The organism is Janthinobacterium sp. SUN033 (assembly GCF_030397595.1).
In the GTDB taxonomy this organism is placed as follows: domain Bacteria; phylum Pseudomonadota; class Gammaproteobacteria; order Burkholderiales; family Burkholderiaceae_D; genus Janthinobacterium; species Janthinobacterium kumbetense.
This window is the reverse complement of sequence record NZ_JAPQNV010000002.1, coordinates 438607-463526: the sequence shown is the minus strand read 5'-3', so window position 1 is coordinate 463526 and position 24920 is coordinate 438607. Positions and strand designations below refer to the sequence as shown.

General features: G+C 63.3%; 21 protein-coding genes. 12 read left to right on the top strand and 9 right to left on the bottom strand.

Features of this window, described 5'->3' with window-relative positions:
- Positions 1–117: 117 nt before the first annotated feature.
- From OX460_RS10645 to OX460_RS10635, 3 genes are read right to left on the bottom strand one after another with little or no spacing between them, the layout of a single operon-like run.
- Entirely contained in the window at positions 118–1089 is a 972-nt protein-coding gene (locus OX460_RS10645) for a diguanylate cyclase (RefSeq protein ID WP_289898622.1), read from the bottom strand.
- Between the two features lie 5 nt (positions 1090–1094).
- A complete protein-coding gene (locus OX460_RS10640; protein WP_034786994.1) occupies positions 1095–1721 on the bottom strand; it encodes a chemotaxis protein CheC in 627 nt (208 codons plus the stop codon).
- Positions 1722–1723: 2 nt separating this feature from the next.
- A complete protein-coding gene (locus tag OX460_RS10635; protein WP_077407710.1) occupies positions 1724–2092 on the bottom strand; it encodes a response regulator in 369 nt (122 codons plus the stop codon).
- A 206-nt stretch (positions 2093–2298) separates the two neighbouring features.
- On the opposite strand from OX460_RS10635, the gene rpiA reads away from it, so the two are divergent.
- Complete coding sequence (gene rpiA, locus OX460_RS10630; protein WP_289898621.1) at positions 2299–2976, top strand: ribose-5-phosphate isomerase RpiA; 678 nt, start codon at positions 2299–2301, stop codon at positions 2974–2976.
- A 32-nt stretch (positions 2977–3008) separates the two neighbouring features.
- Here the strand turns inward: rpiA and OX460_RS10625 are convergent, their stop codons facing one another.
- Positions 3009–3578: a DUF6622 family protein gene (locus OX460_RS10625; protein WP_354669827.1), complete on the bottom strand. Its 570-nt coding sequence runs from the start codon at positions 3576–3578 to the stop codon at positions 3009–3011.
- A gap of 122 nt (positions 3579–3700) precedes the next feature.
- The gene (locus OX460_RS10620; RefSeq protein WP_034750797.1) at positions 3701–3973 is read right to left on the bottom strand and encodes an oxidative damage protection protein; all 273 of its coding nucleotides are present in this window, start codon (positions 3971–3973) and stop codon (positions 3701–3703) included.
- Positions 3974–4192: 219 nt separating this feature from the next.
- Between OX460_RS10620 and kdsA the strand changes: the two genes are divergently transcribed.
- A complete protein-coding gene (gene kdsA / locus OX460_RS10615) occupies positions 4193–5038 on the top strand; it encodes a 3-deoxy-8-phosphooctulonate synthase (RefSeq protein ID WP_034750794.1) in 846 nt (281 codons plus the stop codon).
- 61 nt (positions 5039–5099) lie between these two features.
- Here kdsA and argA read toward each other — a convergent pair whose 3' ends face one another.
- The gene (gene argA / locus OX460_RS10610; RefSeq protein WP_046685875.1) at positions 5100–6410 is read right to left on the bottom strand and encodes an amino-acid N-acetyltransferase; all 1311 of its coding nucleotides are present in this window, start codon (positions 6408–6410) and stop codon (positions 5100–5102) included.
- A 56-nt stretch (positions 6411–6466) separates the two neighbouring features.
- On the opposite strand from argA, the gene hrpA reads away from it, so the two are divergent.
- Positions 6467–10681, top strand: a complete 4215-nt coding sequence (hrpA, locus tag OX460_RS10605) for an ATP-dependent RNA helicase HrpA (protein ID WP_289898619.1) — start codon at positions 6467–6469, stop codon at positions 10679–10681.
- Between the two features lie 243 nt (positions 10682–10924).
- Here the strand turns inward: hrpA and OX460_RS10600 are convergent, their stop codons facing one another.
- On the bottom strand, positions 10925–11515 hold the full coding sequence (locus OX460_RS10600) for a PRC-barrel domain-containing protein (protein WP_099666915.1): 591 nt from the start codon (positions 11513–11515) through the stop codon (positions 10925–10927).
- 238 nt (positions 11516–11753) lie between these two features.
- Here OX460_RS10600 and OX460_RS10595 point away from each other — a divergent pair, with 238 nt between their 5' ends.
- The 3 genes from OX460_RS10595 (at position 11754) to OX460_RS10585 (ending at position 16593) form a co-directional block, all read left to right on the top strand.
- Positions 11754–12950 (top strand): PHB depolymerase family esterase, encoded by a 1197-nt coding sequence (locus OX460_RS10595; protein WP_289898618.1) that lies wholly within the window; start codon positions 11754–11756, stop codon positions 12948–12950.
- Between the two features lie 305 nt (positions 12951–13255).
- Positions 13256–14470 carry an MFS transporter gene (locus OX460_RS10590; RefSeq protein ID WP_289898617.1) on the top strand — a complete coding sequence of 405 codons (1215 nt, stop codon included), beginning with the start codon at positions 13256–13258 and terminating at the stop codon, positions 14468–14470.
- Between the two features lie 83 nt (positions 14471–14553).
- Positions 14554–16593, top strand: coding sequence for a GNAT family N-acetyltransferase (locus OX460_RS10585; protein WP_289898616.1), 2040 nt, complete (start codon positions 14554–14556; stop codon positions 16591–16593).
- 66 nt (positions 16594–16659) lie between these two features.
- On the opposite strand, the gene OX460_RS10580 is transcribed toward OX460_RS10585, so the two are convergent.
- Entirely contained in the window at positions 16660–17925 is a 1266-nt protein-coding gene (locus tag OX460_RS10580) for a putative Na+/H+ antiporter (protein WP_099666919.1), read from the bottom strand.
- 205 nt (positions 17926–18130) lie between these two features.
- Here OX460_RS10580 and imuA point away from each other — a divergent pair, with 205 nt between their 5' ends.
- The 4 genes from imuA (at position 18131) to OX460_RS10560 (ending at position 21885) form a co-directional block, all read left to right on the top strand.
- Positions 18131–18841: a translesion DNA synthesis-associated protein ImuA gene (gene imuA, locus OX460_RS10575; RefSeq protein WP_289898615.1), complete on the top strand. Its 711-nt coding sequence runs from the start codon at positions 18131–18133 to the stop codon at positions 18839–18841.
- Positions 18771–20258, top strand: a complete 1488-nt coding sequence (locus OX460_RS10570; protein ID WP_289898614.1) for a DNA polymerase Y family protein — start codon at positions 18771–18773, stop codon at positions 20256–20258. The genes imuA and OX460_RS10570 overlap by 71 nt, the downstream gene beginning before the upstream one ends.
- Positions 20259–20337: 79 nt before the next feature.
- The gene (locus tag OX460_RS10565) at positions 20338–21042 is read left to right on the top strand and encodes a glutathione S-transferase N-terminal domain-containing protein (protein ID WP_251350362.1); all 705 of its coding nucleotides are present in this window, start codon (positions 20338–20340) and stop codon (positions 21040–21042) included.
- A gap of 84 nt (positions 21043–21126) precedes the next feature.
- Entirely contained in the window at positions 21127–21885 is a 759-nt protein-coding gene (locus OX460_RS10560) for an alpha/beta hydrolase (protein ID WP_289898613.1), read from the top strand.
- Positions 21886–22081: 196 nt separating this feature from the next.
- On the opposite strand, the gene OX460_RS10555 is transcribed toward OX460_RS10560, so the two are convergent.
- Positions 22082–22432 carry a hypothetical protein gene (locus tag OX460_RS10555; protein WP_099668403.1) on the bottom strand — a complete coding sequence of 117 codons (351 nt, stop codon included), beginning with the start codon at positions 22430–22432 and terminating at the stop codon, positions 22082–22084.
- Positions 22433–22653: 221 nt separating this feature from the next.
- Between OX460_RS10555 and OX460_RS10550 the strand changes: the two genes are divergently transcribed.
- Together OX460_RS10550 and OX460_RS10545 are read left to right on the top strand one after the other, a co-directional pair.
- Positions 22654–23115 carry an Hsp20 family protein gene (locus OX460_RS10550; protein WP_034783311.1) on the top strand — a complete coding sequence of 154 codons (462 nt, stop codon included), beginning with the start codon at positions 22654–22656 and terminating at the stop codon, positions 23113–23115.
- 283 nt (positions 23116–23398) lie between these two features.
- Positions 23399–24913, top strand: coding sequence for a Do family serine endopeptidase (locus tag OX460_RS10545; protein WP_099668404.1), 1515 nt, complete (start codon positions 23399–23401; stop codon positions 24911–24913).
- Positions 24914–24920 lie beyond the last annotated feature (7 nt).

Here is a 24920-nt window from a genome sequence, read left to right as displayed (position 1 = left end):
CATGCGCAGGGATAGATACCACAGATAAATTCTTGTTATTGTTGCTGCAATCAGTGACGAGTCTACGCACACGCCGTAAAGATGTCTACTGGAATCCTTTGCCCTGCGTTGCTTTTTTTATAGCGGCTGCGCCATCACGCGGTTGCGCCCGGCGCCCTTGGCCTGGTACAGGGCGCGGTCGGCGGCGCCGATCAGGGCGGAGATGGCCAGCGGCTGCTGCGGGTACTGCGTGGCGATGCCGATGCTGACCGTGATGTGCTTGACCTCATTGCCCGTCTTGGCATGCGGAATGCGCAGGTCGGCCGCATGCTGGCGGATCGCCTCGGCCATGCGCAGCGCCTGCGCCGCGTCCGTATCGGGCAGGATGGCGGCAAACTCTTCGCCGCCATAGCGGGCCAGCAAGTCGGTGGGGCGCTGCAGCATGGCGGCCAGCTCGGCTGCCACGCGGATCAGGCAATCATCGCCCTGCTGGTGGCCGTAATGGTCGTTGTAATCCTTGAAATGGTCGATGTCGATCATCAGCAGCGACAGCGGGCTGCTGGTGCGCATGGCGCGCCGCACTTCCTTCTCGATCGCCACGTCGAAGTGGCGGCGGTTGGCGATGCCCGTCAAGCCGTCGGAAAAGGTTTGCGAGCGCAAGACCATGGTCTGTTCGCGCAGCAGCTTTTCGCGTCCCACGGCGATGGTGACGTCATTGATCTGGATCAGGCAGTGGCGCGGCGAATCGGGTAAATTGATCGGTGTGACGGCGATGGCTTGCTGCATGCGTTCCTCGGCGTCGTTGCCGCCCGTGGCCGCGCCATGCGTGTACAGCGCAAACGGCGCCTTGTGCAGGGTTTGCGACAGCAGCGACTGGAAATTGTCGCGCAGGGCCTGGGTGATGGCCGAATCGATGCGCTTGTGTCGCATTTCCGGGAAGACGGCGAAGAAATCCTGGCCCAGCACGGCGTCGGCCTGGCGGGCCGAGTGGCGCGCCATCCAGCTGTTCCACAGCACGATGCGGTGCTGTTCATCGAGCACGATGGCGCCCAGGTTCACGGCGCCGAGTATGCTCTCGAGCAGGGCGAGTCGATGCAATGCATCCGGCATGATCGTCACGCCTGTCCCAGGACCTTGGCCAGGTAGCGGCTGACCTGCTGTTTCAGGTCGTGCAGGGCGGACAGGTCGAGCACGAAGGCCACATAGCCATGGATCTGGTGCTTGGACAGCACGAAGTCGATATGCAGCATCAGCACGACGGCTTCGTCATCCTGGCCGCCGAACGAGGACAGGATTTCCGCACTGGTGCCCACGTGGTACAGGGGCAGCGAGCCATGCAGTTCGCTGTCGAACAGGTTGGCCAGGGTTCCGACGCAGGAGTTGAGGATGATGTTGCCGATCTCGCTCATCGCCTCCTGTTCCATCTCCGTCAGTTCCTGCAGCGGCATGGCGTCGCCCACCATCAGGCGCACGATTTCCAGGCTCTTGTCCTCGGGAAACATCAGGATGGCTTCGGTGGCGAAAGCGCCATCGTAATGCTGGCTGACGCCGCAGATGCGTTCGCCATCCTTCTTGCTGCCCAGCAAGGCGGCCGCGTCGGCACGGTTCAGGAAGGTGATCGACGGCACCGACATGGTGACTTCTTCATTCACGATCTCGCTCATGGCCGCCGCCGCATGGCCCACCCCGATGTTGAATATCTCTACCAGGGCATCATTCTCGAGTTCGGAAAGATTGACCATGCTCACAGTCCCAGTGATTCGATCAGCTGGTGGATGCGCGTTTCCGTGATCGGTTTTTCCATGAAGCCGACGCCCAGTTCGCTGGCGCGGTTGCGGGTGGCGTTCTGCACATTGGCCGTGACGAGAATGATGTGCGTCTGCGGACACAGCGCGCGCAATTGTTCCGCCGCCGCGATGCCGCCCATGCCGGGCATGTTGACATCCAGTAGTATCAGCACAGGGGTGGCGGTCTTGACTTTTTCCAGGGCTTCCTCACCCGTCGCCGCCTCAATCACTTGCCAGTCGGCATGTTTGCTGAGGATGAACTGATGCGACATCAAACGTGAAACCCGGCTGTCATCGACAACAAGTACCTGTTTACTGTGATTCATGTGCTATTCCTGAAACGTCATATCGGTCAATCGTGCCATTTTCGCATATTTTAAAGGGCATAGAGTGTAAATGGACGCGCAATTGCCTTAGGGCAAGGTTTTCGCGCTTGCCTGTTGTATCGCGGCGCCTTGTCGGTCATGATGGCCGGCTGGCCGGGCTGGCAATCCGTTAAAATAGCGCCATTCCTCACTTTAGCCTGAATGCCATGACCCAAGACGAATTGAAGCAAGCCGTAGCCCGCGCCGCCATCGACTACGTAGTAAAAGGTGAAATCATCGGCGTCGGCACCGGTTCCACCGCCAATTTCTTCATCGATGAACTGGCCAAGATCAAGGACAGCATCAAAGGCACGGTTGCGTCGTCCGAAGCGACGGCCGCGCGCCTGGCCGGCCATGGCATTCCCGTCTTCGACTTGAACGATGTCGAGTCGATCGCCGTCTACATCGACGGCGCCGATGAAATCACGGCCGGCGGCGCCATGATCAAGGGCGGCGGCGCGGCATTGACGCGTGAAAAGATCGTTGCTTCCGTATCCAAACAGTTCGTCTGCATCGCCGACGGCTCCAAGCTGGTGGAAACCCTGGGCGCCTTCCCGCTGCCGGTGGAAGTGGTGCCGATGGCGCGCGCTGCCGTGTCGCGCCAGCTGGCCGCGCTGGGCGGCACGCCCCGCCTGCGCCTGAAGGCAGGCACCACCGAAGCGTTCATTACGGATAACGGCGGCGAGATCATCGACGTGCTGGGCTTGAAAATTGCCGACCCGGTGGCGCTGGAACAGCAGATCAACCAGATCGTCGGCGTCATCGCCGTCGGCCTGTTCGCCGTGCGCGGCGCCAACGTTTGCCTGCTGGGCATGCCGGATGGCGTGCGTACCCTGGCGTACTAAGATGATAGCCGGCGTTCGCCGGCATAGATGTGTTAAACGGCGGCCCCTTGCGGGCCGCTTGTCATGTGTGCCTGGCGGTACACGGCCACGGTGCGCAGCAAGCCGCCGAGGAAGATGCCGCTGAAGCAGCCATAGGCGAGGCAGACAGGTACGATGAAGCTGGCCGCATGGGCATAGGCGGGGGCGACGGCCAGGGTCACGGCGACTGCATATTTCATGCAGAAAATGCTCATCATCAAGATCATGGGTACCCAGCTGCCGGGGCGCTGCACGCTGCCCCGCTGGGGAATGGCCACGATGGTGTCTGTCTTGGTCAGCGACCATGCCAGCGCCGCGCCGGCGAGGGCGCCGGCGACCCAGGCGAACGGCGCCACGCCGGCCAAGCCGAAACTGCCATGCACGCCGCTCAGCGACAGGGCCAGCATGACCAGGGGAATGATGCACAGCTTGCGCAAGCTCACTTCGCGGGCGCGGCTGGCCAGCACGCCGCGGTAGACGAGAAAGCCCAGGATGGCCCAGACGTAGAGGGGAGTGTGGCTGAAGATTTGCTGCAACATGGTGTCCGCCTTGGTGTGAGGTTGTCGATGGACGTACTGTGCCAGCCGGCGGCGTGGGCGGCGAGCGGCTTGCGACGAAACGGGGAGGAGGTGCCGTGAAACGGCGGGGAAAGGCGTGAAACGAAGGCGTAACTGCCCGTGACGTGGTCACGGGCAAGCGATAAAGCTTATTCCGTAGGTGGAACGTAACCCATGGCCGCATCGGCGCCATCGCCGAAGAAATGCTTTTCCATCTGCGTGGCCAGGTATTTGCGGGCGCGCGCGTCGGCCAGGTTCAGGCGGTTTTCATTGACCAGCATGGTCTGGTGCTTGAGCCAGGCAGCCCACGCTTCCTTCGACACGGATTCGTAAATCTTCTTGCCCAGTTCGCCCGGGTACGGCGGGAAATCCAGTCCTTCGGCTTCCTTGTTGAGTTTGATGCAGTGGATCGTGCGGGCCATCTGTGCTCCTGAATCAGTGTAGAGATAAAGCGTGATTATAAGGCACTTTGCGCCTGCCCTCGCGGGGCCGTCGCGGCCTGGCGACAAGCCGTTTGCCGCGCCCTTGCGCTGGATCAAATTTGATCTGCGCCGCCCTAGCTAGTAAGATGCCTTATCGCGCCAGCCGCTGGCGGCGCCTCTTCCAACCAAGTAGTAACAATTAACCAATATGGAATCCCTATGACCTCAGTGAAAGTCCATGGCATCGATGTCAGCAATACAGGCAGCTTTGCGCTGTTTGGCGGCATCAACGTGCTCGAATCGCGCGATCTCGCCATGCGCGCTTGCGAAGAATACGTGCGCGTCACGCAAAAACTGGGCATTCCATATGTGTTCAAGGCCAGTTTCGACAAGGCCAACCGTTCATCGATCCATTCCTACCGCGGTCCGGGCCTGGAAGAAGGCATGCGCATCTTCCAGGATGTGAAGGCGGCGTTCGGCGTGCCCGTGATTACCGACGTGCATGAACCATGGCAGGCGCAGCAGGTGGCCGAAGTGGTGGACGTGCTGCAATTGCCCGCCTTCCTTGCACGCCAGACGGACCTCGTCGTGGCCCTGGCGAAAACCGGTAAAGTCATCAACATCAAGAAGCCGCAATTCCTCAGCCCTGGCCAGATGGCCAATATCGTGGAGAAATTCAAGGAAGCGGGCAACGATCAACTGATCCTGTGCGACCGCGGCACCTGCCTCGGCTACGACAACCTGGTGGTCGACATGCTGGGCTTTGGCGTCATGAAGAAGACGTGCGACGACTTGCCGATCATCTTCGACGTCACGCATGCGCTGCAGCAACGCGACCCCGGCGGCGCCGCTTCGGGCGGCCGCCGCCAGCAAGTGGCGGACCTGGCCCGCGCCGGCCTGGCCGTCGGCATCGCCGGTCTGTTCCTGGAAGCCCACCCTGATCCCGACAACGCCCGCTGCGACGGCCCCAGCGCCTTGCCGCTGGACCAGCTGGAGCCGTTCCTGGCGCAATTGAAGGCACTGGACGACCTGGTCAAGTCGTTTGCCCCGCTGAACATCAAGTAATGGTGTTTCAGTAAAGGTGTTTCAGTAAAGAAAAAGCCCGGCATGCCGGGCTTTTTCAGTTTTACAGTGTCTTGATCAGCACCTGGGATTTACGTTGCCAGTTATACATATGCTGGCGGTCCTTCGGCAAATCGTCGACCGTAGCCGGCACGAAGCCCCGTTTCTTGAACCAGTGCGAAGTGCGCGTGGTCAGCACGAACAGCTTGTTCAGGCCGGCGGCGCGCGCGCGGTTTTCCATGTGTTTCAGGATGCGCTCGCCATCGCCTTGAGCTTGCACTTCCGGGTTGACCGTCAAACATGCCATTTCTGCCATCTTTTGCGCGGGGAACGGGTACAGGGCGGCGCAGCCGAAGATCACGCCATCATGCTCGATGACGGAGAAATAATCGATTTCGCGCTCGATCAGCTCGCGGCCCCGCTTCACCAAAGTGCCGTCCGCTTCCAGCGGCTCGATCAGTTTGATGATGCCGCCCACGTCTTCGATGGTGGCCTGGCGCAAGCTTTCCAGGTTTTCATGGCTGATCATGGTGCCCACGCCATCATGGGTAAACAATTCCAGCAGGGCGGAACCATCCATCGAGAACGGCACGATGTGCGAGCGCTCGACGCCGTTGTGGCATGCTTTGACGCAATGTTTCAGGTAAAACGCCGTGGCATCGGGCAAGAAGCCCGCCATCAGCACGGCTTCGGCCTGGTGCGACGACAGTTCGCGGATTTCCACGCCCGTCGCGTCTTCCATCATCGGTGTTTCCGTGATGAAAATCAGCTTGTCCGCGTGCAGGGCGATGGCGGCGCTGCACGCCACATCTTCCATGGTCAGGTTGAACGCTTCGCCCGTTGGCGAAAAGCCCAGCGGCGAGAGCAGCACCAGGCCGTCCGAACCGAGGATGGAATGGATGGTTTCGGCGTCGACCTTGCGCGTGATGCCCGTCAGTTCCAGGTCCACGCCATCGATCACGCCCAGCGGGCGCGCCGTGATGAAGTTGCCGGAAATGATACGGATGGCCGCATGCGACATGGGCGTGTTCGGCAAGCCCTGGCTGAACGCGGCCTCGATATCGAGGCGCAGTTCGCCGGCGGCTTCCTTCGCGCATTCCAGCGCGGCGATATCCGTGATGCGCACGCCGTTGTGGAAGCGGCCTTCGACGTTACGCAAAGCCAGTTGTTCCGCCACCTGCGGCCGCGAGCCGTAGACGACGGTGACATTGATGTCCAGCGCATGCAGCAGGGACAAATCATGGGCCAGCACCTGCAGCGCCCCGGCGCTGACGAGTTCACCGGGGAAGGCGACCACGAAGGTCTTGCCGCGAAAGGCGTGGATGTAGGGCGCGACTGAGCGCAGCCATTGGACGAATTGGGTAGGGTTTTCCATTAAGCGCATTATAATTCGCTGCGCGATGTGCGCGCTTAAAATACCTGTAAAAAACAATGTCTTCAGCCAGCAATAAGTCTTCCCCTCCTTCCACCGTTGCAAATGTGCCCGCCAGCGGGGATGTTTCCGCGCCTGCGCAGGGCCGCCAGCGCCCGCCCGTGAGCCAGCAAAGGCAGCAGCCTCCGCGCGCGGAACAGCAGAAACAGCAACAGCAGCAGCGATCGGGAGAGGGTAAACTCCACGCCGCGCGCCCGCCGCGCGAGGGGCAGGAAAGCCGCGAAGCCCTCGATGCGGCCCGCGCCGCGCGCGAGGCGGAAAAGGCTTTCCGCAACCCGCTGCCGCCGATCACGTATCCGGAAGACTTGCCCGTCTCGGGCCGGCGCGAAGAAATCGCCAAGGCCCTGACGGAAAACCAGGTGATCATCGTCTCGGGCGAGACGGGTTCCGGCAAGACGACCCAATTGCCGAAGATTTGCCTGGAACTGGGACGCGGACAGAAGGGCCTGATCGGCCACACGCAGCCGCGCCGCATCGCCGCCTCGTCGACTGCCAAGCGCATCGCGCAGGAACTGGGCACGCCGCTGGGCGAAACCGTGGGTTTCAAGGTGCGCTTTGCCGACACCTTGACGAAGGGCGCGTCCGTCAAGCTGATGACGGACGGTATCTTGCTGGCCGAGACGCAGACCGACCCGTTGTTGAAAAATTACGACACCATCATCATCGATGAAGCGCACGAACGCAGCCTGAACATCGATTTCCTGCTCGGCTATCTGAAGCAGTTGCTGCCGCGCCGGCCGGACCTGAAAATCATCATCACCTCGGCGACCATCGATGCGGAACGCTTCGCGCGCCATTTCGGCACGCCGGAAAAACCGGCGCCCGTGATCGAAGTGTCGGGCCGTTTGTACCAGGTGGAAGTGCGCTACCGCCCCGTGGAACGGGAGCAGGTGGCCATGCCTGGTGCCGGCGCGGGTAGTAGCGGTGCCGACAAGCCGGGCCAGCGCACGGCCGCCGCGCGCGAAAAGCGCGACTTGATGGATGCCGTCGTCGATGGCGTGGAAGAACTGTGCCGCATCGGTTCGGGCGACGTGCTGGTGTTCTTGCCGGGCGAGCGCGAAATCCGCGACTGCGCCGAAGCGCTGCGCAAGCACCATCCGCCGCATGTGGAGATTTTGCCCCTGTTCGCCCGCCTGTCGGCCGAAGAGCAGGAGCGCGTGTTCAAGACCAGCAATGCGCGCCGCATCGTGCTGGCCACCAACGTGGCGGAAACGTCGCTGACGGTGCCCGGCATCCGCTACGTGGTCGACGCGGGCCTGGCGCGGGTGAAGCGCTACAGCTACCGCAACAAGGTCGAGCAGCTGCAGGTTGAGCCGATCGCCCAGTCGGCCGCCAACCAGCGCGCCGGGCGTTGCGGCCGCGTGGCCGACGGCGTCTGCATCCGCCTGTACGAAGAGCAGGATTATCTGCTGCGGCCGAAATTCACGGAACCGGAAATCCTGCGCTCCTCGCTGGCGGCCGTCATCCTGCGCATGAAGTCATTGCACCTGACGGACGTGGAAACTTTCCCCTTCATCGAGCCGCCGCTGGCGCGCGCGGTGGCCGACGGCTATCAGCTGCTGCAGGAACTGGGCGCCGTCGATGAAGTCAATAAACTCACGCCGCTGGGCAACAAGCTGGCCAAGCTGCCGCTGGACCCGCGCGTGGGCCGCATGATCCTGGCCGCGCTCGACAACGCCTGCCTGACGGAAGTGCTGATCGTCGCCTCGGCCCTGTCCGTGCAAGACCCGCGCGACCGCCCGATGGAGCACCAGCAGGCGGCCGACGAGGCGCACAAGAAGTTTGCCGACGAAAAATCGGAATTCCTCAGCTACCTGAAAATCTGGCGCTGGTTCGAATCGGCCATCGAGCACAAGAAAACCAACCGCCAGCTGCAGGACAATTGCCGCACGAATTTCCTGTCGCAGATGCGCTTGCGCGAATGGCGCGACGTGCACTCGCAGTTGTTGACCATCGTCAAGGAACAGGGCTGGCGCCTGAACGAAGCACCGGCTACCTATGATAATCTGCACATGGCCTTGCTGACTGGCTTGCTGGGCAATATCGGCTTCAAGGGCGAGGACGAGCCGGGCGCGGGCTACCTGGGTGCGCGCGGCATCAAGTTCCATATCTGGCCCGGTTCCTCGTTGCTGAAAAAACCGGGCAAGTGGATCATGGCGGCCGAGCTGGTCGACACGACGCGTTTGTACGCGCGCTGCGTGGCGCAGATCCAGCCCGAATGGCTGGAAAAGGTGGGTGAGCACCTGCTGAAGAAATCGTGGGGCGAGCCGCGCTGGGAAAAACGCTCGGCGCAGGTGACGGCGTCCGAACGGGCAACCCTGTATGGCCTGGTGGTGTACAGCCAGCGGCGCATCAATTACGGCAATTTCAACTTGCCGGAAGCGCGCGAAATCTTCATCCGCGATGCGCTCGTGGGCGGCGACTTCGACACGCGCGCGCCATTCTTTGCGCACAATCATAAACTGATCAAGGACATCGAAAACCTCGAGCACAAATCGCGCCGCCTGGACGTGCTGGTCGACGATGAACTGATCGCCGCCTTCTACGACAAGCTGCTGCCGGCGGACGTGTGCAATGGCGCCGGTTTCGAGAAATGGCATAAAGAGGCCATACGCGACAACCCGAAGCTGCTGTACCTGAACCGCGAAGAGCTGATGCGCCACGAGGCGGCCGGCGTGACCACCGACCTGTTCCCGAAAACCATGTCCGTGACGGGCCTGGAAATGGGCCTCACGTATCACTTCGAGCCGGGCAGCGTGCGCGATGGCGTGACGTTGTCGGTACCCCTGTATGCCTTGAACCAGTTGCCGCGCGAACGCTGCGAATGGCTGGTGCCCGGCATGCTGAAGGAAAAAGTGCATCTGCTGCTCAAATCGCTGCCGCAAAAGCTGCGCCGCCACTGCGTGCCGCTGCCCGATTACGCGGCCAGGTTCTGCGAGCGCGTGCATGCAGCGGGCGTGTTCGGCCGCGGCGATCTTGTAGACGCCATCATCCTCGACATCCGCACGCAGATCACGATCAATGTGCTGACGACGGATTTCAAGCCGGAAACTTTGCCTGCCCATCACTTCATGAATTTCAAGGTGATCGACGAGCATGGCCGCCAGCTGGACATGGGCCGCAACCTGGCCACCCTGCAAGCGGAATTCGGCGGCCAGGCGCGCCAGAGTTTCCAGAAACTGGCCGAAGTGTCGGGCGTGTCCGGCACGGGTACGCCGGGTGCCAAGGTGGCGGTCGCGCAAGTGGCGTCGCGGCTGCAGGCGCAAGCGCAGGGTGCCAACGCGGCGCCAGGCAAGGGCGGCGCGCCGGCCAAGGGCGCAGCCGCCGCTGCGGCGCCGGCGTCAGGCAATGCCACCGTCTCGCAGCACATGGGCTTGACGGGCTGGACCTTTGGAGAATTGCCGGAGTTGCTCGAAATCGTGCAAGGCAAGCTGACCCTGATCGGCTTCCCCGCCCTGGTCGACAAGGGCACGCATTGCGACCTGGAAGTGTTCGACGATCCGACGGTGGCCGCCCGCACGCACAAGGTGGGGTTGCGCCGCCTGTTTGCGCTGCAAATGAAGGAGCAGATCAAGTACGTCGAGAAAAGCATCCCCGGTTTGCAGCAGATGGGCATGCAATTCATGGCCCTCGGTTCGCAGGAAGAGTTGCGCGAGCAAATCATCAACAAGGCGCTCGATATTGCTTGCCTGCAAGATCCGCTGCCGCTGGACGCTGCCTCGTTCGCCAAGCGCCAGGCGGAGGGCAAGTCGCGCCTGGTCTTGCTGGTCAATGAAATCGCCCGTTTGCTGTCGCAAGTGCTGACGGAATTCCACGGCTTGCCCAAGCGCCTGCAGAATATTCCTGCGGCGGCGGCCACCGATATCCAGTCGCAGCTGCAGGGACTCGTGCATAAGCGTTTCCTGACGGAAAACGAGTACACGCAGCTGGCGCATTTCCCCCGTTACTTAAAAGCGATCAACGTGCGCCTGGAAAAGCTGCGCGCCGACCCTGCGCGCGACACCAAGTTGATGGCCGAGTGGCAATCGGCGGCCGCGCCGTATTTGCGCCAGGCCAAGGACCGCCAAGCTGGCAAGAACACGGACCCGAAACTGGTCGACTTCCGCTGGATGCTGGAAGAGCTGCGCGTGTCGCTGTTCGCGCAGGAATTGCGCACGCCGATGCCTGTTTCGGCCAAGCGCCTGCAGAAGGTATGGGAGTCGATGCAGCGGTGATAGTACCTCTATAAACCTACTGCGCAACTCACTATTGCGTCGGCGTTGCTCACCGTACTAGAGTACGGTTGCGCTACTCAACGCAATATTGAGCTTGCTCGCTACGGTTTCTAGAGGCACCGTGACACTAACGATGGGCGGCTATAGTCGCTTGTTCGCTAAATTCTGAAGCGTTTTCTGCCGGATTAGCAGAGCCGCCGAGGCGAAGCGCCGCGTACTCTGCGCTACTTAAGACCTTTTTCGTCAACTACGCTTATCCATCTTGTCATCGCCGAGCGCCGAACGCGAGCCCAGGTCGCCCTGGCTGCTGCCCGTGCCGGCGCGGCTGCCGCTCATGGAGGTGCCGGACATGCTGCCTTCGCTGCCCGATTGCAGGCTGGCGCTGCCGCGCAGGTCGCTGCCCGATGGCATGCGGCTGCCTGCCATGGCGCCGCTGCCGTAGCGCGTGCCGCTGCCATAGAAGGCTTCCATCTGCTGGTTCCACGCTTCGCTGCCCATGTCGGGCCAGTTGTTCTTGTCGAAGCCGGGGGCGTCTTTCAGCAAGTCTTTGTCCACGTTGAGCAGGAAGCGCTTGTTGACGGTGTCCAGGGTCAGGCGTTCCCAGGGCACGGCAAACAGCTTGTCGCCCATGCCCAGGATGCCGCCGAAGGACAGCACGGCATAGGCGATCTGGCCCGTGCGCATGTCGAGCATGATTTCCTTGATGTCGCCCAGTTCCTCGTCGTTGTGATTGTAGACATCGTCGCCGAGCAGGGTATCTGCCCCCATCAGTGCCGGCCCCGGGCCGTCGTGGTTGCGGTACATGCCCAGGATGTCGCGGTCCAGATAGCTCATGGTTTCTCTCCTCTGGTGAAGTGCGGATCGAACATCCAGATTAAGCATGCGCACGAGGTCGCGCTTGATCTGCCTCAATCGTGCCAGCGGCACTTTTATCCGTGTGCAAACGTACGGTGTTGCCAGACAATTGCGGTACTCTATGCATTCTACGGAGGAGGCCGCACATGCTGACGATGCAACGATGCAGTGGGATGAACTTGCGGTACGCTCCACCACGCCATGCGCGCCGCTTGCCATGGTAAAGCCCGCCACCAAATGGCTGCGCGGGCTGCTGCGCGCCGGTAAGGCGCAGCAGCGCACGGCCAGCAAGCTGGCCAAGGTGCTGTTCGGGCCCGTGCCGGCCAAGCCCAAGGCCAAAGCCCGCAGCAAGGTCGTGGCCAAGACCACGCAGGCGAGCCACAAGCCGCGCGCCAGGCCCGCCAGCGACGCCGTGTCCGCCCTGGCGCCCTTCGCCACGCCCCTGTCGCCATCGCGCGTGCGCAAGCGAACGGCGCCCCCGCCGGGCAAGTGGCTGGCCGCCCACTATGCGCCGTTGCCGGAACTGGGGCAGTTGCCGGGCCGGCGCCTGCCATATTTCCTGTACCTGCCCGAGAAGGCGCCGAGCGCCGCCATGCGCAGCCGGGGCCGGCCGCTGCTGGTGATGCTGCACGGCTGCGAGCAGAGCGCCACGCAGTTTGCCGAAGGCACGCGCATGAACCGCCTGGCCGAGCGCAAGGGCTATGCCGTGCTGTATCCGCAGCAATCGCTGCGCTCGCATGCGCGCCGCTGCTGGAAGTGGTACGACAAGCTGACGCAGGACGGCGGCGGCGACGTGCGCCTGATCGTCGGCGCCATCGAGCAGGTGGCGGCCCGCTATGCGATCGACCGCGCGCGCATCTATATCTGCGGCATTTCCGCCGGCGCCGGCATGGCGCATATCGTGGCCCTGAACCATCCGCAGCTGTTCGCCGCGCTGGGCCTGCATTCCGGGCCCGTGTTTGGCGCCGGGCATAACCTGATCGGCGCGCTGGGCGTGATGCAGCATGGCGCGGCCGCCCGCGCCGACGCGGCCATCGATGAAGTGCTGGCGCGCCAGCCCGCGTTTCCCCGCCTGCCCACCATCCTGCTGCAAGGGCTGGCTGACAAGGTGGTGCGGCCCATCAACCAGACGCAGCTGGTGCGCCAGAGCGTGCGCGTCAACCGCTTGCCGTTTGACACTGTGGTGACGGCGCAGCGCCTGCCTGGCGGCGCGGCGGGCGGACGCAATCCGGCCCATGCGTATGGGCTGCACGATTATCAGGTGGACAAGCAGGTGCTGCTGCGCGTGGCGCAGGTCGAGCACCTCGAGCACGCCTGGAGCGGCGGCGACGCCAGCCTGCCGTTCAACGACAAGGCCAAGCCCGACGCCAGCAAGATGCTGCTCGATTTCTTCGCCAGCCACCGCCGCCGATAAGCCGCCGTGCCGCGCGCCGCAATGGTGCGCAGGCACTGGTACGCATCGTTCTTCCCTTCCTCGCAGGGCCGCTGCCGCGCGCCGGCACGCTGGCCGCACCCTTTCCAGTGCCGATTTCCAATGCCGCAGTAGCAGGGATTTTTCTCAAGTGGTATTGCTGCGGTATTTAAAAATAACAAAAACAGGCGCTAAAAATACTAACTGGTATACAATTGGTACACGTTTTCAGTGAAGTCGTGTCCGCCGTCCCATGCCCCGACAGCCGGTACGCACTGACGGCAGCCACCCACGTTACGGAACGCGCCATGTCCATCAAGTCCAAGCAGTTGCTGTGGTTTTTTGCGTTTTTCCTCGTCTTTGAACTGAATATCTATCTGTCCAACGACATGATCATGCCGGCCATGCTGGGCATCGTCGGCGAGTTCCAGGCGGAGGCGAAATTCGTCCCCTTGTCCCTGAGCCTGTATCTGCTGGGCGGCAGTTCCCTACAGATTTTCCTCGGGCCCCTGGCCGACGCCATCGGCAAGCGCAAGCTCGTGTTGACCGGCAATACCTTGTTCCTGCTGGCCACGTTGGCCGTGCCATTGACCGCTTCGATCGAGCAATTTCTCGTCGCGCGTTTCATCCAGGGCATGGGCTGCTGCTTCATCTTCGTCGGCTATGCCATGATCCATGAACTGTTCGACGACATGGCGGCCGTCAAGCTGAGCAGCATTCTGTCGAGCACCACCATCCTCGCGCCCCTGGCCGGCCCCATCCTCGGCAGCGCCATCATCAGCCGGCTGGACTGGCGCTACGTGTTTTTCCTCTCCGGCCTGCTGGCGCTGCTGTCCTTGCTCGGCCTGTGCAAGACCATGCCGCGCGCGGCCCCCAGGGTCGCGCGGCTGGACCTGGGCGCCATCGCGCGCAGCTATGGCGCCATTTTCAGCAACCGGCGCTTCATGTTCGGCATGTTCACGGCCGGGCTGGCCACCGTGCCCCTGACGGCCTGGATCGGCTTTTCACCCCTCTTCGTGCTGCAGGAAATGGGCGCCTCCTACGCCACGTATATCGCCCTGCAATGCGTGATCTTGTCCGGCTTTGTGCTCAGCAGCATCGCCATCCAGCGCCTGCGCCAGGATTTCCCCCTCGTGTCCCTGTTGCGCCTGGGCGGGCTGATCGCGGCCGCCGGCATGCTGGGCGCCGGCGCGGGCCGCCACCACGTCGACGTGTTTGCGGCCTGCATGTTTGTCTATTCCATCGGTTTCGGCCTGTTCAACGGCGCCCTGATCCGCAGCGCGCTCACGGCCAGCAAGGAATCGATGACCTTGACGACGGCCGCCATGAGCTTGCTGTACTGCATTTATCTGTCCGCCTGGCTGCAGCTGTACAACGTGCTGTGCCAGCGCTTCGGCTATGCGCTGGAAACGTATGCGCTGCTGAATATCCCCGTCATCGTGGTCATCACGGCCTGCCTGCTGCTGTTTACACGGGGCATGGCGGGGCGCCGGGAAAGCGAGGTGCTGCTCGCCCGGCACTGATGGCGCAACGATGCGCATGTTGTCGACCTTGTTTTATCTCCTGCGACGTTTATTGACACTCTCCTGCGGAAAATGGTGCGCCCATGAAAATAGATGACCTGGCCTCGAAACACGATCAAGCAAAGATTTTCAACCTGGAATACGAGTTTCGCATCAACCGGCTGAAACTCGATTACATCACCCTGGCCGATGTCAGGCCGGCTGGCAGCAACCTGGAGCAATTGGCCGCGGAGCACCAGGCGGGCATCGCGGCCCTGCGCAGCTTCGTCGCCCTGAACTTCAACCATTTCAATGCGGCAAGCTGTTCCTCGCTCAGCTGCATCCCCACGCGCGCGCTCGGCGAGGACGAGCGCTACCTGCACCGCATCTGGATGGGCGGGCCCTTGCCGGCCATCGCCTGCGAGGCGATCCAGCAGTGGGGCGCGGCGCTCGACGACGTGCGCTGCAACGGCGGCGCGCCGTATGTCTCCATCCTGTGGGTGTGGGACGCGCAGCAGCTGCGCGATGACGAGCGATTCAGCCCCACGGGCGGCGCCGGGCGCTACACGATAGGCCGCTACGACATCGGCGGCACGACCCTGCATATCAATTCGCTGCGCGCGCTGGCGCTGGACTTCGCGCCGGCCCGCTTCGATATCCTCGATACCCTGCATACGCAGCGCTATTTCGCCACCTTGTCCGATTATTTCCGCATCCTCATCATGTGCGAATACGGCGGCCTGTATATGGATGTCGATACGATCCCGCACAATCCGGCGACGATTTTCCTGATGAAGCCGGAAGTGCCCGATTATTTCCAGCGCAAGGATGATGACAGCGAAGAGCGCCGGCACGTCAGCTGGATGAATTTGTTTCTCGATGAAACGGGCATGCTGATCGCCAAGAAGAACGATGCGGCGCTGCGTGTGATCCAGCGCAATGTGAACCGCGCGTATGCGGACATCGACCGGCAGATTCCCCGTTCCTGCCCGCAATTCGAGGCGCGGCTGTTCGGCCAGTTTTATGCCGAATGGAAGAAAAACCTGGGCGTTACCCTGCTCAGCCATGCCGAGTTTTACCAGCGCTATTGCGTGCTGTATGACGGCGCGCGGGAAGCGGTGGCGGGCGGCATCCGCGGCATGCGCTTGCTGGACGATATCATTACCGACATGCACATCCCCTTGAGCGATGAGGAACGGCGCGCGTATGCGCGCTGCGTGGCGCGGCTCGACGAAATCGGCTGGCAACTCGACGATCCTTTGATCCTGCCCAATATCGTCGACGTGTTCGATATCGAGGAAGTGCCGCGCATGGCGTATGCTGCCCAATTGCGGGCGGATATCGAGCATTTCCACTATTACTCGGTGCTGTCGGACGATCCGCAGCTCGACCGCGTGAATGACGTCTTTTGCCGCTACCTGCTGGCCCATCGTTCGCAGCATATTGCCGCCGGCAACTTCTGGCGCCCCACCGTGGGCCGCCACGGCAGCCGCATGCCAACCGCCGGAGATGCCTTCCCGCCAGGTGACGAAGTTCAGGCTCAGGCGGGCTTGCTGTCGCATGCGCCGCTCACGCTGGTGCCGGGCGAGCTGCTGGGCGACGAGGCGAAGAACCGCATGGCCAAATTGCTGTTTGCCACCAGTTACCTGGAATACTGTTCGTTCGGCAATAAACTCAATCTGCAGTTCGTTGAATTGCAGCGGCGGCAGAACATCGACCCTTACCTGGCGCATATCCACGGCCTGCATGACGAGGACGGGCGCTTCATCGGCTTTTTCACGGCCGCGACGATGGACGAGTTCCAGGCGTGCGGCGCCGTCTCGTATTACCGCGATGACATGAAGGCGCTCGACGATGCGTATGACGCATTCGTGCTCGCGCATGCGCGCGCCGACGACTGTTTCGTCAGCAGCTTGGCCATCGACGAAAAATACCGGGGCCAGGGTTTATTCAGGCAGATGTTCCACGAAATCCGCGACCTGTCCAGCCGCAAGGGCTGCGGGCGCATCACCTTGACGGTGTGGGAAAAGAGCGAAGCGCTGCAAGTGTATCTGCACAAGGGTTTTCGCAGCGTGGGCACGTTTGACTATGCCTACAGCCTGTTCTATGACCGGCTGCATTTCCTCGTGTATGAAGGAAACTGAGGAAGGTAACTGAGGAGGGAAAACGAGGGAGAACAGGGGCGGCCGGCAGCCGCCCCGTGTAGTGTCTTACAGGGCCAGGAAGGCCAGGCCCGCCACGGCCGTCGGCAGCAGGGCGCCCGCCAGCAGGCCGACGGCGCCGATCGATTCATCCTTGAAGCCGCGGCGCAGCAGGGCCACGCCGGCCGGGTTCGGCGCATTGGCGATGACGGTCAGGCCGCCGCCGGCCACGGCGCCCGCCATCAGCATGTATTTCGCTTCGTCCGTCATGCCGACGATCAGCGAACCGAGGTAGGTGAGGGCCGCATTGTCGGTAATCGCCGTCAAGCCCAGGGCGCCGAAGAACAGGGCCAGCGGTTTCAGGCTCGAAACGATGGGCTGCAGCCACCATTGCTGCATGCCGCCCAGCACCACCAGGCCGCCCAGGAAGAAGCCGACCAGCAAGCCTTCCTTGAGGATCAGCGGGCTTTGATAGCGCTCATACGCCTGCACGAAGCCGAGGAAGAACAGGAACAGGCCGATGAACAGGACCGGATGGTGCGCCAGGGTGACGACGCCGGCCAGCACGATCATGTGCACCAGGCTGACGGCCAGCGGCACTTTCGGCGCTTCCACTTCGCCAGCCTTCGGCTTGATGTCGGAGGTGTTGCTGTGCAGATATTTGCGCAGCAATATGCTCACGCCCGTGGCGTTGACCAGCACGGCGATGGCGGCCTTCCAGCCGAAATGGGTGGCCATGTAGGCGCTGTCCCAGTTCCACGTGGTGGCCACCATCAGCACGGGCGGCGCCGCGTACGAGGTGAGGGTGCCGCCGATGGAAACGTTGACGAAGAGCACGCCCAGCGCACCGTATTTCAGCCATTCAGGGATGCCCGGACGGAAGATTTGCGGCGCCAGCATCAGCGCGGCCAGGGTCATGGCGGCCGGTTCCGTGATCAGGGAGCCCGTCAGGGGCACGAGCGCCAGGCCCAGCCAGACGAGGGCCAGTTCCGTGCGCAGCGGCATCACGCGCGCCACGCCCTTCAACAGGCGCTGCACGGCGTCGAGCACGGGGCGTGAGGCGGCCACGACCATGACGACAAAGACGAACAGCGGCTCCGTGTAATGGCGCGACTCGGCATACTCGATGGCCGCATCGCCGCCCGAGACAAAGGCCATGATGATGATCAAAATGAAAGCCCAGAAGCCGAACACGACTTCCACTTCGCCCAGCAAATGCAGCAAGCCCGCATGGCGGGGATGGCGCCGCGATAATGTTTCAAACGACTTGGCGGCGAAGGTATGGATGAGCGCGAGGCCGAAGACGATGGCGCTGATGAGTTGGATGGTGGTCAAATGCGTTTCCTTATGGACGGAGGAAGCCGCCCGGTGCATTGCCGAGCGGTAAGGAGAGTGCTTATGGTACAGCAATCGATGTGAAAAACGGTGTTTTTCGGACGTCGCGGGACGGCCCCCGGATGGGGATGCGCAGATATGCCTTGCCAAAAGGGGGACTGGATAGTACTGTATATGCATACAGTATTCATCTTCATATTCAATTATGCAACATTCCCAATTGATGGCCTCGCCGGAAGCCTTGCACCCGTCCCTGTGGCGCGCATCGCAGCTGGGGCAGGGCGCCACGCGCTGCCTGGACACGGGCTTTGCCGCCCTGTCCGCGCAGCTGCCCGGCGGCGGCTGGCCCTGCGGCAGCCTCATCGATCTGCTGGTGCAGCAGCCGGGCAGCGGCGAAGTGCGGCTGCTGGCGCCTGCGCTGGCGCAGCTGCCGGGCTTGCCCATCGTGCTGCTGCAGCCGCCCCACCCGCCGCAGGCGCTGGCCCTGGCCGCGCATGGGCTGGCCCCGTCGCAACTGCTGTGGCTCAAGAGCGCCGGCAGCAAGGATGCCCTGTGGGCGGCGGAAAACATCTTGCGCAGCGGCACGTGCGGCGCCTTGCTGTTCTGGCAGCCGCACGTGCGCGCCGACAGCCTGCGCCGCCTGCACCTGGCCGCGCAGTCCGGCAACACCCTGTTCTGCATGCTGCGCCCGCTGCACGGCGCGCAGGATGCGTCGCCGGCGCCGTTGCGCCTGTCCGTGCGCCCGGCCGCCGGCGGCATCGAGATCGGCTTCATCAAGCGCCGGGGACCGCAGCGCGACGCGCCCCTGTTCCTGCCCCTGCAACCTCCTTCATTACTGCTACGCCATGCGACTCTGGATCGGCCTGTACCTGCCCCGGCTCCCGCTCGAAGTGTTTTGCCCGCGCTGGTCGGCTGACCTTCTCGGCGTGGTGCTGGAGCAGGAGCAAGTGATGGCCGTGTCGCCGCTGGCGCGGGCGGCCGGCATCCGGCCGGGCATGCGCCGCGCGGGCGCGCTGATGCTGGCGCCGCAGGCGCGCCTGCACGAACGCTCTTTGGAACGGGAGGCGCAGGCGCTGCAAGCGGTGGCGCTGGCGCTGCTGCAATATTCGCCGCTGGTGGCGCAGGGCGAGGAAGCGACCCTGCTCGTCGATGCGGGCGCCAGCCTGCGCCTGTTCGGCGGCGTGCGCGCCCTGTGCCGGCAGATTGCGGCCAGCTTACGCGCGCTGGGCTACACGGCCCAGCTGTCGTGCGCTCCCACGGCGCGCGGCGCCTGGCTGCTGGCGCGCGCCGGGACGCGCCGGGGCCGCGTGCTGGGCATGGAGAGCCTGGTGCGCCGTCTCGACCGCCTGCCGTGCGCCTTGCTGCCGCCCGCGCGCCCCTGGCTGGAATGGCTGGACGGCATCGGCTGCCGCACCCTGGGACAGTTGCGCCATTTGCCGCGGCCCGGCTTGCAGCGCCGTTGCGGCGGGGCCTTGCTCGGCATGCTCGACGATGCGCATGGCCACGGCACGGAACTGTACCTGTGGCTCGAAGCGCCGCCCACGTTTTGCGCCAGCCTGGAACTGTTCGACCGCGTGGAGCACGCGGAAGCGCTGCTGTTCGGCGCGCGCCGCCTGCTGCAGCAAATGACGGGCTGGTTGTGCGCGCGGCAATTCGCCGTCGAACGCATCCAATTGCTGCTGGCGCACGAGCGGGGCAGGGTGGCGCGCCCGCCCACCGTCATCGACCTGGCCCTGGGCGAGGCCGTCTGGCGCGACGAGCATTTATTGCGCTTGCTCAAGGAGCGCCTGGCGCAGCTGGTGCTGGACGCGCCCGTGATCGGCCTCACCCTGGAAGCGCTGCAGGTGCAGCCGATGGCGCCGCCCAGCGACACCCTGTTCCCCGAGCCGGGCGGCACGCCGCAGGAGCGCCAGCGCTTGCTGGAATTGCTGGTGGCGCGCCTGGGCGCCGAGAATGTCTTGCAGGCGGCGCCGCGCGCCGATTACCGCCCCGAGGCGGCCAACCAGTGGCTGCCGCTGCCGGCCAGGCCAGGCGCACAAAACGCGCAGCCGGACTTGCCGCCCGGCTTGTCCGGCATGCCCCGTCCCGGCTGGCTGCTGGCCCAGCCCATCGCCCTCCTGATGCGCGAACACCGGCCGTTTTATGGCTCGCCGTTGAAAATGGTGTCCGTCGCCGAACGCATTGAGGCGGGCTGGTGGGGGCAGTCGCAGGCGCGCGATTATTTCATTGCCGAAGGACTCGATCACGCCCATTACTGGGTTTACCGCGAACGCATCGCCGGCAGCGGAGAAGATGCCGCGCCGCGCTGGTTTTTGCATGGCTTGTTTGGCTGAATGCGTTGTCCTGCTGAAACTGTCATGCTTGGCTATACTTGCCTGCTTGTGCCACGTCATACACCTCAAAAGGATTTCCATGTCCCAACTTTCCGACTTCCCCATCACCCAAAAATGGCCTGCCCGGCATCCCGAGCGCTTGCAGTTGTACTCGCTGCCGACGCCGAACGGCATCAAGGTCTCCATCCTGCTGGAAGAGCTGGGCCTGGCGTACGAGCCGCACCTGGTCAGCTTCGAGCAAAACGACCAGCTGTCGCCCGCCTTCCTGTCCCTCAATCCAAACAACAAGATTCCCGCCATCCTCGACCCGGATGGTCCCGATGGCAAGCCGCTGGCCCTGTTCGAGTCGGGCGCCATCCTGCTGTACCTGGCTGAAAAGACGGGCAAGTTCATCCCGCAGGACGCGGGCTTGCGCTATGAAACGATCCAATGGCTGATGTTCCAGATGGGCGGTATCGGCCCCATGTTTGGCCAGGTGGGCTTCTTCCACAAATTCGCCGGCAAGGATTACGAGGACAAGCGGCCGCTGGAACGCTATATCGGCGAAGCGAAGCGCCTGCTGGGCGTGCTCGAGCAGCGCCTGCAGGGCCGCGACTGGATCATGGGCAGCCAGTACACGATTGCCGACATCGCCATCTTCCCGTGGGTGCGCTGCCTGGTGGGATTCTATGGCGCGGGCGACCTCGTCGGCTTTGCCAACTTCCCGAACGTGCAGCGCGCGCTGGACGCCTTCCTGGCCAGGCCAGCCGTTGCCAGGGGCGTGGATATTCCCAAGCGTGATTGAAGCTTGCCAGCCGCCAGCGGCGCCGGCCGGGCGGCGCTACAATGCGCCTTCGGCCGCCCTGCGCGGCAGCTTTGATCTGAGACAATGAAATCCACCCGGCAAGATTTTCCCGGCGCGCACGGCCATGTGCTGGCGGCGCGGCTCGATGCGCCCGACGGCGCCATCCGCGCCTATGCGCTGTTCGCCCACTGTTTTACTTGCGGCAAGGACGTGCTGGCCGCGCGGCGCATCGCGCAAGGTCTCACGGAACACGGCATCGCCGTCTTGCGCTTCGACTTCACGGGGCTGGGCGCCAGCGAAGGCGAGTTCGCCGCCACCAATTTCTCGTCGAACGTGGACGACCTGGTCGCCGCCGCCGATTTCCTGCGGGTAAAACATGCCGCGCCGCAATTGCTGATCGGCCATAGCCTGGGCGGCGCCGCCGTGCTGGCCGCCGCGTCGCAAGTACCGGAAGCCACCGCCATCGCCACCCTGGCCGCGCCCAGCACGCCCGCGTACGTGACGCGCATGTTCAGCGAGCACCTGGAGCAAATCGCCGCCGAAGGCGAAGCGCTGGTGCAGCTGGAAGGGCGGCCCTTCCGCATCCGTCAGCAATTCGTCGACGACGCAGGCAGCCACAGCCTGAAGACCCACATCACCGGCCTGCGTCGCGCCCTGCTGGTGATGCACGCGCCGAACGACACGACGGTCAGCCTGTCGAACGCGATGGAGATATTTACGGCCGCCAAGCACCCGAAAAGCTTCGTTTCGCTCGACGATGCCGACCACCTGTTGACGGGGCGCGATGACGCGGCCTATGTCGCCAACGTCATCGCCGCCTGGAGCGCGCGCTATATCAGCTAAGTAAGCAAGCGGTCGCCCATGAAAAACGCCGCGGCAGCAGAAGCTGGCGCGGCGCGGATACTATTGGTACTTTACAACACCTGACAAAATCGTAGCGAGCGGCAGTGATTTGTGGCCGGGAAGCGCAGCCGTGCTAAAGCACGGTGAGCATCGCCGGCCGCAAAGCGCGACGCGCAGTAGATTTGGTCAGGTGTTCTCAGTCTTCGTCAAATTCGGCGGATAGATCCTTCCAGCCCTTGCTCACGGCAAAGGCCGAAAATTCCTCGGGCGCTTCCAGGACGATCAGTTTCTTGTCTTGCAAGCCCAGGTCGCCATGGCCGAAGTCGGGGCCTACATAGCCAAGGCTGCGCAGGCGGGCCAGGATGTGGCCGACCAGGGTCTTGTCCTTGCAGGCGCCCGCTTCGAGCGGGGCGGCGAAATCGACGTAGACGTCGATGATGCCGTAGCCTTCGTCGAAGATGCGGATGGCTTTGATGTCGTGGGCACGGCCGGAGCCGTCGGTGGCCTTGAAGGGGCCGCTGAGCTGGATGTCGGTGTCATTGTTCATGCCGCCAGCATACACCAAAAGCCGGCCCTGCATGAGGGGCGTCATGCAAGCCATCTCTGGATGGGGCATGTAAAAATTTCTTACAAATTCTTTGCCGTCTGGGGCGTTTTTCGCCAATTTCAAGGTCTTGAAAGGGCGTTGGCAGGCCGTATATCGGTAACAGGCGGATGCTCATGGTGAGGTCCGCCCCTCTTATCGCTTTAATGAAAAGGATATTTATCATGCGTACTTTTGACCTTGCTCCCCTGTACCGTTCCGCCATCGGCTTCGACCGCCTGGCGCAATTGCTCAACGAACAGCGCGCCGATGCACAGCCCAGCTACCCGCCCTACAACATCGAACTCGTATCGGAAGACAAGTACCGCATCGTGATGGCATTGGCCGGCTTCTCGCGCGAAGAGATCGACATCATCACGGAACGCGATTCCCTGCACGTCACGGGCCGCAAGCAGAAGGATGGCGTCGAGCGCACGTTCTTGCACCGCGGCATCGCTGCCCGCGATTTCGAACAGCGTTTCCAGCTGGCCAACCACGTGAAGGTCACGGGCGCCACGTTTGAAAACGGCATGCTGACCATCGACCTGGTGCGCGAAGTGCCGGAAGCGCTGAAGCCGCGCAAGATCGAGATCGGCACCACCACTGGCGCCACCGTCAGCACTTTGGAACAGCGTCAGGCAGCCTGAGCTGAGCTGAGCTGAGCTGATCCCGGCGCCACGCGCCGGCATCGGCGGGAGGGAACAGCGCTTCCCCATGCAGTAGAATACTGGCCGGTCGATCCGGCCAGTGTCACGTCCGGAGCCCGTTCGGGCCGCATTCAGGGCTTCCATTGGTTGCCCATGCCACGCAAGATTAAACCCCGCTTAAAGGCGCAAATGCCTGTTTCCAAATGGAAAAATGTTAAGCACCGCCTAAGACTCGTGGCCCACTATTGCATACATCAAAATCTCATTGAATGAGGAGCAATTCATGGAACAGCAAACGAATACCGCATCGCTGAAAATCAAACGCACCGTAGCCGCGCTGGCCGCGATCGGTGTGCTGGGCGCCGGTGGCGCCATGGTGATGCATCAGAACAATGCCGGCGCGAATGCCACCGCAGGCACTCCCGCCGCACCCGTGGCCGCCGCCGTGGCGCCTGCAGCAAGCGCGCCGCTGGTGGCCTTGCCCGACTTTAGCCAGATCGCCGCGCGCAACAGCCCGGCCGTCGTCAATATCAGCGTCACGGGCAGCACCAAGGTGGCCTACGACCCATCGGCCCAGGCCGGCAATGACGACTTCGGCAACGACCCGTTCCTCGAATTCTTCCGCCGCTTCCAGGGCCCGCAAGGCGGGCAGCGCGGTGGCCGCGACGTGCCCACGCACGGCCTCGGCTCCGGCTTCATCGTCAGTCCGGACGGCATCATCATGACGAATGCCCACGTGGTGCGCGATGCGCGCGAAGTGACCGTCAAGCTGAACGACCGCCGCGAATTCCGCGCCAAGGTGCTGGGCACGGATCCGAAGACGGACATCGCCGTGCTGAAGATCGACGCCAACAACCTGCCCATCGTGCCGCTCGGCCATTCCAGCGACCTGAAAGTGGGCGAATGGGTGCTGGCCATCGGTTCTCCTTATGGCTTCGACAGTACGGTGACGGCTGGCGTCGTCAGCGCCAAGGGCCGTTCCTTGCCGGACGACAGCAATGTGCCGTTCATCCAGACGGACGTGGCGGTGAACCCCGGCAACTCGGGCGGTCCCCTGTTCAACACGCGCGGCGAAGTGGTCGGCATCAATTCGCAGATCTACAGCCAGACGGGCGGCTTCCAGGGCTTGTCGTTCGCCATCCCCATCGACCTGGCCGGCCGCATCAAGGACCAGATCGTTGCAACGGGCAAGGCCAGCCACGCCAAGCTGGGCGTGACGGTGCAGGAAGTCAACCAGGGCTTTGCCGACTCGTTCAAGCTGGCCACGCCGGAAGGCGCGCTGGTGGCCAACGTGGAGCGGGGCAGCCCGGCCGACAAGGCGGGCCTGAAGTCGGGCGACGTGGTGCGCAAGGTGAATGGCCAGCGCATCATCGGCTCGGCCGACTTGCCGGCGCTGGTGGGTACGTCCTTGCCAGGCGACAAGATCAGCATGGATGTCTGGCGTGACGGCAAGATCGTCAGCCTGACGGCAACCCTGGGCAATGCGGCCGACAAGGTGGCCGAAGTGGCGAAGAGCGACAGCGCCGCCGGCAAGGTAAAGCTGGGCCTGGCCCTGCGTCCGTTACAATCGGATGAAAAACGCGAGGCGGGCATCAGCGCCGGCCTGCTGGTGGAAGATGCGGGCGGCGCCGCCGCGAATGCCGGAGTGCAGCCGGGCGACGTGCTATTGTCGGTGAATGGCCGTCCCGTCAACACGGTCGAGCAGGTGCGCGACGTGGTGGAAAAATCCGCCAAGTCGGTGGCCTTGCTGATACAGCGCGGCCCCGATAAGATCTTCATTCCCGTGCGCCTCGGTTGATCTGGCG